At 74.9% G+C, this 12,090-nt stretch carries 8 protein-coding genes; 4 read left to right on the top strand and 4 right to left on the bottom strand.

Annotated elements, in window-relative coordinates; translation table 11 throughout:
• Positions 1-16 precede the first annotated feature (16 nt).
• Positions 17-1,840 (top strand): spherulation-specific family 4 protein, encoded by a 1,824-nt coding sequence (locus ACBR40_RS39555; RefSeq protein ID WP_371252015.1) that lies wholly within the window; start codon positions 17-19, stop codon positions 1,838-1,840.
• A gap of 31 nt (positions 1,841-1,871) precedes the next feature.
• Here the strand turns inward: ACBR40_RS39555 and ACBR40_RS39550 are convergent, their stop codons facing one another.
• The 3 genes from ACBR40_RS39550 to ACBR40_RS39540 all read right to left on the bottom strand — a co-directional run bounded on the left by ACBR40_RS39550 (position 1,872) and on the right by ACBR40_RS39540 (position 6,423).
• Positions 1,872-4,676, bottom strand: coding sequence for an FAD-binding and (Fe-S)-binding domain-containing protein (locus ACBR40_RS39550; RefSeq protein ID WP_371252014.1), 2,805 nt, complete (start codon positions 4,674-4,676; stop codon positions 1,872-1,874).
• A gap of 48 nt (positions 4,677-4,724) precedes the next feature.
• A complete protein-coding gene (locus ACBR40_RS39545) occupies positions 4,725-5,573 on the bottom strand; it encodes a fumarylacetoacetate hydrolase family protein (RefSeq protein ID WP_371252013.1) in 849 nt (282 codons plus the stop codon).
• Between the two features lie 64 nt (positions 5,574-5,637).
• Positions 5,638-6,423, bottom strand: a complete 786-nt coding sequence (locus tag ACBR40_RS39540) for an IclR family transcriptional regulator (protein WP_344205607.1) — start codon at positions 6,421-6,423, stop codon at positions 5,638-5,640.
• 91 nt (positions 6,424-6,514) lie between these two features.
• Here ACBR40_RS39540 and ACBR40_RS39535 point away from each other — a divergent pair, with 91 nt between their 5' ends.
• Positions 6,515-6,928 carry a metalloregulator ArsR/SmtB family transcription factor gene (locus ACBR40_RS39535; RefSeq protein WP_344205608.1) on the top strand — a complete coding sequence of 138 codons (414 nt, stop codon included), beginning with the start codon at positions 6,515-6,517 and terminating at the stop codon, positions 6,926-6,928.
• Entirely contained in the window at positions 6,928-7,839 is a 912-nt protein-coding gene (locus ACBR40_RS39530) for a cation diffusion facilitator family transporter (RefSeq protein ID WP_364445253.1), read from the top strand. Before ACBR40_RS39535 ends, ACBR40_RS39530 begins: the two co-directional genes overlap by 1 nt.
• Positions 7,840-7,855: 16 nt before the next feature.
• Here ACBR40_RS39530 and ACBR40_RS39525 read toward each other — a convergent pair whose 3' ends face one another.
• Positions 7,856-8,491 (bottom strand): LysE family translocator, encoded by a 636-nt coding sequence (locus ACBR40_RS39525; protein WP_371252123.1) that lies wholly within the window; start codon positions 8,489-8,491, stop codon positions 7,856-7,858.
• Positions 8,492-8,584: 93 nt separating this feature from the next.
• Between ACBR40_RS39525 and ACBR40_RS39520 the strand changes: the two genes are divergently transcribed.
• Positions 8,585-11,443: an AAA family ATPase gene (locus ACBR40_RS39520; RefSeq protein WP_371252012.1), complete on the top strand. Its 2,859-nt coding sequence runs from the start codon at positions 8,585-8,587 to the stop codon at positions 11,441-11,443.
• Positions 11,444-12,090: the final 647 nt, after the last annotated feature.

Genomic DNA, 12,090 nt, shown 5'->3' with positions numbered 1-12,090 from the left:
GCGAGAGAGGCCGCACATGCACGATTTCCGCCTGCGCACGGTGCTCGCAGCCGTGCTCCTGGCCCTTCCGCCGGCCCTTCCGCTGGCCGCCGCCGCGCCCGCCCGGGCGGCGGACGCCGTGCTCGGCCAGCGCGTCGCGGTGCCCGCCTACTTCCTGCCGAGCGGCGGCACCGCCGCCGACTGGAGCCTCATGAACACCGCGGCCGGCAAACCCGGCCTCCTGGTCGCGAACGTCGCCAACGGCCCGGACGACGAGGCCAGACCCGCCTACGCCGACGCGCTGGCGGCCGCGCACGACGCCGGCATCAAGGTCATCGGCTACGTGGACACCGGCTACTTCGGCACCACCGGCTTCGGCACCCGGCTCGGCTCGGTCTCGGCCGACGACTGGCGGGCGCAGATCCAGTCCGACGTCAACAAGTGGTACCGGTTCTACGGCTCCTCGATCGACGGCATCTTCTTCGACCAGGCGCAGAGCCTCTGCGGCCCGGCGGGCGTCGGCGAGGCCTGGGTGAGCCTCTACCGCGAGGCCACCGCGTACGTGAAGAAATACCACCCGGGCGCCACCACCATCGCCAACCCGGGCGTCTCCCCGAACCCGTGCTACGCGGACGCCGCCGACATCCTCGTCACCTTCGAGGGCCCCTACGGCTCCTATCTCGACCGGCAGGGGCCGTACCTGCCGGCGGCGTGGGAGGCCCGCCACGACCCGAGGCGCATCTGGCACCTGGTCTACGACGTGCCCGCGTCGGGGCTGGCCACCGTGATGAGCCTGTCGAAGGCCAACAACGCGGGCTACGTGTACGTGACCGACGACGTGCTGCCGAACCCGTGGGACCGGCTGCCGCCGTACCACGCGGAGCAGGTCACGGCGGCCAAGGGCAGCGGCGGCGCGGCCCCGGCGGCGCCCCCCAGACCGGCGGCGAGCCAGGTGACGGCCACGAGCGTCCGCCTGAGCTGGACCTCGGCCCTCTGCCCCGGCGCGGTCGGCTACGACGTCTACCAGGGTGGCGTGAAGATCGGCACGCAGGCGGACTTCGCGCCGGCGGCGACCACGTACGACGTGGCCGGGCTCGCGCCCGCCACCTCCTACACCTTCACCGTCAGGGCGCGCGACAAGGCGGGCAGGACCTCCGACGCGAGCCGGGCGCTGACCGTGACCACCGCGGCGGCCAGCGCGAACGCCCCGACGACGCCCGGCACCCCGGTCGCCTCGGATGTCGGCCCGACCAGCGTCAGGCTGAGCTGGACGGCCTCCACCGACGCCGACCCCGGCGACCGCGTCCAGTACTACGACGTCTACCGGGACGGCGTGCGCGAGCTGGCCGTGCCCGGCACGCTGACCGGCGTCACCGTGGGCGGCCTGACCCTCGGCGGCACCTACGCTTTCACGGTGCGGGCCCGCGACACGACCGACCGGGTCTCGGCGCGGTCGGGCGCGGTGTCGGTGACGGCCGGCTCCGGCCCGATCAGCGGCGCGACGGCGTCGGTGATCGGGGGCGACGCGATCTACCAGGCCCGCTTCACCCTGCCGTACGCCCACCGCCACGTCTTCGTCGACACCGACGAGGACCCCCGGACGGGCTGGCCGGTGCACACCGTCGGCGCCGAGTACATGATCGAGAACGACACGCTGTACCGGAAGACCGGCGCGCCCGGCGACTGGTCGTGGAGCGCGGTGGCCGGCGTCGGCCCGCTGGTCTCGGACGGCGTCCACCGGTGGTCGGTGCCGCTTTCGGTGCTGGCCGGCACGGGGAGCACGCAGCGGATCGTCTTCCACGGGACCGACGGCGTCCGCCACGACTACGCCCCGGACGTCGTCACGCTCATCACGGGCTGACCTCCCTGCGTGAGCGGGGCGTGCCGGCGCCTCACGCGGAACCGGTGCACCGGTCGAGGAGTTCGAGCAGGTGGTGGTAGGGCTCCCCGGTGGCGCGGGTCAGGCCGAGCTCACACGTACGGTTGACCGAGGCGTGGGCCGCGTGCTTCCCAGCCCGCACCGCGGCGGCCTCGGCCCGGGTCGCGGAGGCGGTCAGTTCCGGGTGCAGCAGGCCGCGGTCACCGGCGAAGGCGCAGCACTGCCAGCCCTGGGGGACGACCGCCTCCTCGGCGATGGCCTCGGCGATCTGCCTGATCGCCGCGTCCAGGCCGAGCTGCGTGGAGGAGCAGGTGGGATGCAGCGCCAGCGAGGGCAGGCGGCGGGTGACGGTCAGGCGGGGGAGCAGGTGCTCGGCGGCGTACGCGACCGCGTCCACGACCCGCACGCCCGCCGACTCCAGGCCCAGGCGGTGGAAACCCTCGGTGCAGGAGGCGGCGTCGGTGATCACCGGGAGCCGCCCGCCGTCCGTGGCCTCCCGCAGCGCCTCGCGGACGCGCTCGCCCATCGTCCGCTGTCCGTCGGTGTAACCCTTGGACGACCAGGGGGTGCCGCAGCACAGGCCCGCGACCCCCTCGGGGACGCGCAGCGTGACCCCGGCCCGCTCGGCCAGGCGCCGCACCGCGGCCATCACACCCGGCCCGCCGTCGGCGGGGGCGAACATCGTGTTCAGGCAGGACGGCAGGTAGACGGCGTCGGGCGCGGCGGCAGGGACCGGGAGGCGGGGCTTTCCGCCCCGGGGCAGGTCACGGCTCCACTGGGGCACCGCCTCTGCGCCCGTGACGGCGCGGGCCGCCCGGCTCGCGCCCTCGGCCAGCGCGGGCGGGACCGCCGCCGCGGTGTCCAGGGCCAGGTTCATCGCCCGGGTGACGCCGTCCCAGTGCCTGGCGGCGCCGTTCCAGCCGGCGCGGGCCGCCCGGCCGTGGCGTTCGGCGCGCAGCCGCTTGGTCAGGTCGCCGGTGTTGATGCCGACGGGGCAGGCGGTCGCGCACATGCCGTCCACGGCGCAGGTGTCCACGGCGTCGTAGCCGTAGTCGGCCTCCAGCGCGCGGGCGAGCGCGCGGTCGCCCGCCTCGCGGGCGGCGGCCAGCTCGCGGCGCAGCACGATGCGCTGGCGGGGCGTGGTGGTCAGGTCGCGGCTGGGGCAGACCGGCTCGCAGTAGCCGCACTCGACGCACCGGTCGACCTCGGGCTCGACGGTGACCACGTTCTTGAGGTCGCGCAGGTGCGCGTCGTCGGCGTCGGTGAGCACGACGCCGGGGTTGAGCGTGCCCGCCGGGTCGCACAGGCGTTTGACCTCGCGCATCACCTCGTACAGCTCGTCGCCGTACTGGCGGCGGACGAACGGCGCCATGACCCGGCCGGTGCCGTGCTCGGCCTTCAGCGTGCCGCCCCGCTCCAGCACGGCGGTCACCAGGTCCTCGGTGAAGTCGGCGTAGCGCTCCAGGTCGGTGGCGAAGCGCTCGTTCAGCATGAAGTGCAGGTTGCCGTCCTTGGCGTGGCCGAAGACGACGCTGCGCTCGTAGCGGTGCTTGGCGAACAGCGCGTTCAGCTCCTCGCACAGGTCCGCCAGGGCGGGCACCGGGACGGCGACGTCCTCCAGCAGGGCCGTGGTGCCGGAGGGGCGGGCGCCGGCGACGGCGGCGTACAGGCCCTTGCGGATGTGCCACAGGGCGGCCCGGCCTCCGGCGTCGCGGCTCAGCCGGGCCGGCGCGGCCAGCTCCAGCGCGCCGAACACCTCCTCGGCGGCCCGCTCGCGCCCGGCCAGCACGTCGGCGTCGGACTCCTGCCACTCGATCAGCAGCGCCGCGTGCCCGGCGACCTCCATCGAGCGCAGCACGTCGTCGGCCTTGGGGTCGGCCTGGGCGACCCGCAGCGACTCGGCGTCCAGCAGCTCGACCGCGGCCGGCTCCGCGGCCACCAGCTCCGGCATGGCGGCCATCGCCCGCCCCAGGGAGGGGAAGACGAGCAGCCCCGTGGCGGCCAGCGGATGCGCGGGCACGGTGCGCAGCACCGCCTCGGCGACGAAGCCGAGCGTGCCCTCGCTGCCGATGACCAGGTGGGCGAGGATCTGCGCGGGGGAGTCGTGGTCGAGGAAGCTGTTGAGGCCGTAGCCCATGGTGTTCTTCAGCGAGAACTGCGCCTGGACCCGCCGCACCGAGTCGGGGTTGCCCCGCACCCGGTCGCGCAGCCGCAGCAGGCCCTCGGCCAGCTCGGGTTCGAGCGCGCGCAGCCGCTCGTCGGCGTCCGGCGCGCCGGTGTCCACAACGGTGCCGCTCGCCAGCACGAGCGTCATCGACTCCAGCGTCCGGTACGTGTTCGCGTGCGTGCCGCAGGTCATGCCGCTGGAGTTGTTGGCGACCACGCCGCCGATCGTGCACGCCGACTCGCTCGCCGGGTCGGGGCCGAGCTTGCGGCCGTAGGGCGCGAGGCGGGCGTTGACCTGGCGCAGCACCGCGCCCGGCTGCACCCGCACCCGCGCGCCGCCGTCCAGCACCTCGATGTCCCTGAAGTGCCGGCGCGTGTCCACCAGCAGGTGCTCGCTCACGCCCTGACCGCTGAGGCTGGTGCCGCCGGAGCGGAACGTCAGCGGCAGCCCGGTCCGCAGCAGCGCCGCCACCTGCCCGGCACTCTCCGGCACCAGCACCGCCTCCGGGGTGAGCAGGTAGTGCGAGGCGTCGTGGGCCATGCCGAGCCGGTCGCTCGCCCTGGTCCTGGCGATGCCCGGCACCGCCGCCTCCACGCGGGACAGGACGGCGGGGTCGGGGGCGGTCAGACGGGACGGTCGGGCGTGGATCACAGTCGTGCTCTCTTCACTGGGGACGTGCGATGGTGCGGGGGCCGGGCGCTAGCGCGGTCCGACGACGTTCTGGCGCTGGCTGCCGAGTCCTTCGATGCCGAGCTCCATCACGTCGCCGGGCTGGAGCCAGATCTGCGGGTCGTGGCCCATGCCGACGCCCGGCGGGGTGCCGGTGTTGATCAGGTCGCCCGGCTCCAGCACCATGAACTGGCTCAGGTGGTGCACGATGACGTACGGGTCGAAGATCATGGTCTTGGTGGTGCCGGTCTGCCGGCGCACCCCGTTGACGTCGAGCCACATGCCGAGGTTCCTGACGTCGGCGATCTCGTCGGGGGTGACCAGCCACGGGCCGGCCGGGTTGAAGGTCTCGGCGGACTTGCCCTTGCTCCACTGCCCGCCGCGCTCCATCTGGAACGCCCGCTCGCTGACGTCGTTGACCACGCAGTAGCCGGCGATCGCGTCCTTCGCCTCCTCGACCGAGTCGAGGTAGGAGGTGCGCCTGCCGATGACGATGCCCAGCTCCACCTCCCAGTCGGTCTTGGTGGAGCCGCGCGGGATGCGGACGTCGTCGTACGGCCCGACCAGCGTGTTGGGCGACTTGGTGAACAGGATCGGCTCGTCGGGCACGGCCTGGCCGGTCTCGGCGGCGTGGTCGCTGTAGTTGAGCCCGATGCACAGGATCTGGTGCGGGCGGGCGATCGGCGCGCCGATGCGCTCGCCCGCGAACTCCTGCGGCCGGCCGGTGGCGACCTTGCCGGCGAGCAGCGCGGCGCCGCCGGCGGCGAAGAAGCGTTCGTCGAAGTCGGGGGTGACGTCGGAGACGTCGATGTAGTGGTGCTCGTCGATGCGGACGACGGGCTTCTCGGCGCCGGGCGCGCCGATGCGCATGAGGTGCACGGGGATCTCTTTCAGAAAGGGTTCCAGTAGGGCGTGGGCAGGCGCCGCTCTCCACGGTGGCCGTTCACGAAGGGTCCTCCCCGGAGACGATGGCGCGGATGGCGGGCAGGTCGTCGATCAGGGCGCGCAGCGGGGTGCGGTAGGCCAGGCCGCTGACGCTGATCGCGCCACTGGGCGAGGTGGGCGAGGTCAGGTAGGCGGGGACCGCGACGCAGTTGACGCCCGGCTCGTTCTCCTGGTCGTCGGCCGCGTAGCCCTGCTCGCGGACGCGGGTCAGCTCGGCGTGCAGCTCGCCGGCCGTGCCGATCGAGCGCTCGGTGCGGCGTTCCAGCGTCCGGCCGCCCACCCAGGCGCGGACCGCGTCCTCGTCGGGTAAGGCGTGGGCCAGCAGCACCTTGCCGACGGCGGTGCAGTGCGCCGGGTTGCGCCCGCCCACGACGGACGTCAGCCGCACCGCCCCCATCGGGGGATCGAGCTTGGAGCGGTAGACCACCGAGGCCCCGTCCAGCACCGCGTAGTGGACGGTCTCGCCGTGCCGGTCGCAGAGCGCCTTCAGCATCGGGGTGACGCGGACGTGGTCGGGACGCTCCTCGTGGTGCGCGAAGGCCATCCGCAGGAACTCGTCGCCCAGCACGTAGCGGCCGTGGCCGTGCTGCGCGGCGAACCCGGCCCTGCGCAGCGCCGCCAGCGCGCGGTGCACGGTCGGCTTGGGGCTCGCCACGGCCCGCGCCATCTCCTCCAGCCCGATGCCGTCGGGATGGCGGGCCAGCTCGGCGAGCACCGCGAGCACGCGGTCGGACCCGACGAGCCGGGTCTCGGCGGCGGGGTCGTCAGGGGTGGCTCGCGACACGTTCCGAACATTAGACCATCGTTCCGTCAAACGAAAGTTGGCCGTCTTTGGGGTCTGTTGACAACCTCTGTCCCAACGACACAATAGACATATGAACAACTCTTCAGATGTGAGCGTGACCGCCGTGGACGGCTGCGCACTCAAGGTCGTGGACGCCGACCGGGTCGCCGCCGTGCGCGAGCGGATGCCGCCCGGCGACGACCTCGCCGACACGGCCGACGTCTTCGGCCTGCTGTCGGACACGAACCGGCTGAAGCTGCTCGTCGCCCTCCTGGAGGGCGAGCTGTGCGTGTGCGACCTCGCCGCCGTCACCGGCCAGAGCGAGTCCGCCGTCTCCCACGCCCTGCGGCTGCTGCGCGCGCACCGCATCGTCGCCGCCCGCCGGGCCGGCCGGATGGCCTACTACCGGCTGGCCGACCCGCACGTACGGATGCTGCTCGACCTGGCGCTCGCCCACACCGAGCACACCGACGCCATCCACCCCGAACGCTCCGGAGACCGGTGATGGGCGCGGGACACGGGCACGGACATGGGCACGGGCACGCGGCCGGGCGGCACCGCTGGCGGCTGGCGCTCGCGTTCGCCCTGATCGGCTGCTTCTTCGTGGTCGAGCTGGTCTACGGGCTGCTCTCCGGCTCGCTGGCCCTCATGTCGGACGCCGGGCACATGGCCGCCGACGTGGTCACGCTCGGCGCGGCGCTGGTCGCCACCCGGATCGCCACCCGCCCCGACACGACCGGCCGGCGCAGCTACGGCTCCTACCGGGCCGAGGTGTTCGCCTCGCTGCTGGCCGTGGTGCTCATGCTGGGCGTCGCGGTCTACGTGGTCGCCGAGGCGATCGGCCGGATCGGCGGGCCCGCCGAGGTCTCCGCCGGGCCGATGCTCGTCGTCGGCGCGATCGGCCTGGCGGTCAACCTGGTCGCGCTGGTCCTGCTGCGCGCCGGCGCGCGCGAGAGCCTCAACGTCAAGGGCGCCTACCTGGAGGTCGTCGCCGACACGGCAGGCTCGGTCGGCGTCGTGGTCGCGGGCTGGCTCATCGCGGCGACCGGGCAGGTGTTCTGGGACACGCTGATCGCCCTGGCCATCGGCGTGTTCGTCGCCGTACGGGCCGTCTCGCTCGGCCGGGAGGTCTTCGCCGTGCTCGGGCAGCACGTGCCGGAAGGGCTCGACGCCGCCGCCGTCGCCGCCGACCTCGCGGCCATCGAGGGCGTGCGCGACGTCCACGACCTGCATCTGTGGACGCTCACCTCGGGCATGAACGTCGCCACCGCCCACCTCGTCACGGCCGACCAGGACGACCACCACGCGGTGCTCGACCAGGCCCGCGATCTGCTCCGCCGGCGTCACGGCGTGGCCCACGCCACCCTCCAGGTGGAGCCGCACGACCACACCGGCTGCGACGAGATCGGCTGGTAGCCCCGCCCGGGGCGGCTCAGTCGCCGAGCGCGAGCCGGACGCCGAAGGCCGCGATCACCGTCCCGGTGATCCGGTCCAGGAGCCGCCTCGCGCGGGTCGTCCTCAGCCGTTCGCGCAGGACGCGGGCGAAGGCGACCAGCACCGTCGACCAGATCAGCCCGAGCGCGGCGTGGACCGAGGCGAGCAGCACCCCCATCGCCAGCGGGGCGGCCCCCGCCGGGATGAACTGCGGCAGCACGGCGACGTAGAACGCGCCCACCTTCGGGTTGAGCAGGTTCGTCGTGAGGCCCTGCCGGAAGCCGCGCGTCATGCTGTCCAGCGCAGGAGCGGCCTCGGGCTCGTCCCCCTCACCGGGGTTCTCCCCGCGGAAGGTGCCGATCAGCATCCGCGCGCCCATCCACACCAGGTACGCCGCCCCCGCCCACCGCAGCGCCTCGTACGCGAGGTGCGAGGCGGTGAGCACGGCCGTCACGCCGAGCGAGGTGAGCGCGCCCCACACCAGCGTGCCCGCCTGGATCCCCAGGACCACGCCCCACGCGCCCCGGCGGCGTCCGAGTGCCGCGGTGCGCAGGATCAGGGCGGTGTCGAGCCCCGGCGTGAGGGTGAGCAACCCGACGACGAGCGCGAACGACCACAAGGAGCTGCCGATCATCACATGCGCGACTTTACCCGGACGACCAGTACGAGAGATGACATTGCCCGATGACTCCGGGTGCAGTTGAATGATCCGATGCAAGCTGGGCGGATGGTCTCCCCGATACTCGTGGGGCGGGAGAAAGAGCTCGCCCGGCTCGTCGAGCTGATCTCCGTCGCCTCTCCCGTCCCCGCCGTGGCCGTGGTCGAGGGCGAGGCCGGGATCGGGAAGTCCAGGCTGGTCGCCGAGCTGCTGGACGGCCCCGCCGTGACCGGCCTGCGGGTGCTGCGCGGCGCCTGCCTGCAGATCAGGGAGCCGTTCCCGCTGGGCGCGCTGGTGGAGGCGCTGCGCGGCCGGGCCGCGGACCTCGGGGAGTCCGCCCTGTCGCCGGTCGCCGGAGCCCTGCGCGAGCTGCTGCCCGAGCTGGCCGCGGCGCTGCCGCCCGCGCCGCCCCCGCTGGACGACCGCGCGGCCGAGCGGCACCGGGTCTTCCGCGGGCTCGCCGAGGTGCTGACCGCGCTCGGCCCGGCCGTCCTGGTCGTGGAGGACCTGCACTGGGCGGACGATCAGACGGTCGAGTTCCTGACCTACCTGATGTCCGTGCCGCCGGGGACGCCGCCCGGCACGCTCCGGGTGGTCCTGACCTACCGGGGGGAGGAGGCGCCCGCCGCGGTCCGGGGGATCACCGCCCGTCTCCCCGACGCGATCCGGCGCGAGCACCTGGTGCTGCCGCCGCTCGACGCCGCCCAGACCAGGGTCATGGCCTCGGCCATCCTCGGGGCGGAGGAGGTGACGGCCGAGTTCGCCGAGCACCTGTGCGCGCGGGCGTCCGGGCTGCCGCTCGCCGTCCAGGAGCTGCTGGCCCTGCTGCGCACCCGGGGCACGCTCATCAGGTGGGAGGGCGGCTGGGCGCGCCGCGCCCTGGAGGAGCTGGACGTGCCGAGCGGCGTACGCGCTTCGGTGCAGGAGCGCGTCGCCCGGCTGTCCGCCGGGGCCAAGGAGGTGGCCGAGCGGGTCGCCGTGCTCCAGACGCCGGTGCCCATCGGCCTGCTGGCCACCGGCGAGGCCGGGGCGATCGACGAGGTGCTCGGCTCCGGGCTGCTCACGGACGCCGGCGGCCTGGTCGGGTTCCGGCACGTGCTGGCGGCGCAGGCGGTGTACGAGGCCATCCCGGCCGGCCGCCGCCGGGCGCTGCACGCCGAGGCCGCCGACGCCGTACGCGGGCTGCGGCCGGTGCCGCTCGGACGGCTGGCGCACCACCTGCGGCACGCCGGACGTACGGAGCAGTGGGCCGAGACCGCCGTCGAGGCCGCCGAGCAGGCGTCCAGACTGGGCGACGACGCCGAGGCCGCGCGGCTACTGGCGGACATGCTGAGCGAGACCGACCCGCCGGCGGCGCGCCGGGCGGAGCTGACGGTCAGGCTCGGCTGGGCCGCACTGGAGCTGCTGCGCCCCCCGCCCGTCGCCGGCCTCATCGCCGCCGCGCTGGAGCAGGACGTGCCCCGCCCGCTCCGCGGCACGCTGCGCCTGCTGCTCGCGCTGCACCTGGAACGTACGCGGACCGACGAGGCCCGCATCGGCGAGGCCTTCGCCGCCGCCGCCGAGGACCTGACCGGCCGCCCGGGGGAGCCCGGCCAGCCCGGCCTCGCCGCCTGGGCCATGGTCGGCGTGGGCCGCCCGCCGAGCCCCGTGCCGCAGGACGAGGCCATGGCCTGGCTGGAACGCGCGCTCGCGACGCTGCCCGCCGTGGCCGACCCCGCCATGCGGATGCTGGTCCTCGGCAAGATCGCGATGATCTTCGTGGTGATCGGCGACCCCCGCTGGGCCGGGCTGGCCGAGGACCTCCTGCGCGAGACCGGCGGGCGCAGGCTGCTGCGCCGCGAGGTGAACGCCTACCGCTCCATCGGCGGGGCCAGCCTGTTCCCCGGCCACCACCGCGCCGGCCGCCGCCTGGTGACGACCGCGATCGAGGACGGCGCCGAACCCGACCTGCGGGGACGGCTCGAACTGCGCTCCCTGGTGATCATCGCCGTGGCCGACTATGTCGAGGGCTCGTGGGACGGCCTCGCGGCGCGGCTGGAGGAGCTGCGCGAGCACTTCGGCGACGAGCCGCACGAGCGGATCATCGTGGACGCGGTGGGCGCCTGCCTGGCCGCGATCCAGGGGCGGCCGGAGTCGGCGCCGCCGTTCCTGTTCGACGTGGTCGCCATGGCCCAGACGCGGGGGCAGGTCGACGATCTCGTCCTGCCCCTGACCGTGCTGCTGCGCCTGGCCGCGCTCCGGGGCGAGCCGGAGGCGGCGCTCGCCGTGGCGGCCGAGGCGGCCGTCCACTGGGAGGCGGCGCGCCTGTGGCCGGTGGCCGTCCGCACGCTGCCCGCGCTCACCCAGGCGCTGCTCGCGGCGGGCCGGGCCGGGGACGCCGCGGACACGGTCGCCACGTACGCCGCCCGCCTCGACGGGCTCGACGCCCCGCTGGCCGGGCCGTCGCTGGCGTACGCCCGCGGCCTTCTCGCCGCAGCCGGCGAGCGGCAGGCGGAGGCCGCCGCCGAGTTCGCCGCGGCGGCGGACGCCTTCGAGGCGGTCCCCGCCAGGTACGAGGCCGCGCAGGCCCACGAGCAGGCCGCCGCCTGCCTGTTCACCCTGGACGACCCCGCCGCCGCCACCCGGCTCGGCCGGGCCGTCACCCTGTACGGGGAGCTCGGCGCCCGCTGGGACCTGGACCGCGCGGCCGGGCTGGGCCGCCGGTGGGGGCTCCGCCCGTCGCCGGTCGCGCCCGCGCGCGGCGGGGACGATCACGTGCTGTCGGCCCGCCAGGAGCAGGTGGCCCGGCTGGCGGCGGAGGGGCTGACCAACCAGGAGATCGCCAGGGAGCTGTTCCTGTCGCCGAAGACGGTGGACAAGCATGTGAGCGCGGCGATGCGCAAGGTCGGCGCCCGGTCACGGACGGAGCTCGCCCGCCTCCTCGACTGAGGCCCGCGCGGAACCTCCCTGACCGGCGAGGCTCCCGACACCGTTTCCGGGACTGGTCTCCCACGTCGCCCCTCGCGTGGTTTCCCGCGTCGTCCCTCGCGTGGTCTCCCTGATCCCCCATGGGGTTCCCCATGCCGCCCCCCAAATGGGGATTTTTCCCCATAGGGCTCCCCATTCCCCCTTCCGTGCCGCCGCCGCGACACTTTCCCCGTGTCCGAAACCCCACCAGCGCCGCGTCCGGGCCGGCAGGACCCCGGCGGCGAGCCCGCCTCCGACGACCCACCCTCAACGGACCCGGCCCCCGCGGACCTGACCTCCGCGGGCCTGCCCCCCGGCCTGACCTCTGCGGGCCTGACCTCCGCGCCCCCGGCCTCCGCGGACCCCGTGCCGCCATCGGGACTGCCCGAAGGCTTCGAGCCCGTCTGAACCGCCACCCGGCGGGCCACGTCCGCCGGTCGATCGCCGCAAAGCCCCCCTCAGAAAGGCCGCCCATGGCGCTGCCCCGCCCCCCGTTAGCGCGCCGCGCAGGCGCGTTGCTGACCGCCGTCACCGTGCTGACGGTCCTGTCGCCCGCGACCCCCGCCCCGCCGCGGCCCCCCCGGCCCCCCCCCCCCCCGCCGCCGGGGGCTCAGCCCTGATGGCGGGAG

The organism is Nonomuraea sp. AD125B, assembly GCF_041402765.1.
Classification (GTDB): Bacteria; Actinomycetota; Actinomycetes; order Streptosporangiales; family Streptosporangiaceae; genus Nonomuraea; species Nonomuraea bangladeshensis.
This window is presented reverse-complemented; position numbering and strand designations above follow the sequence as displayed.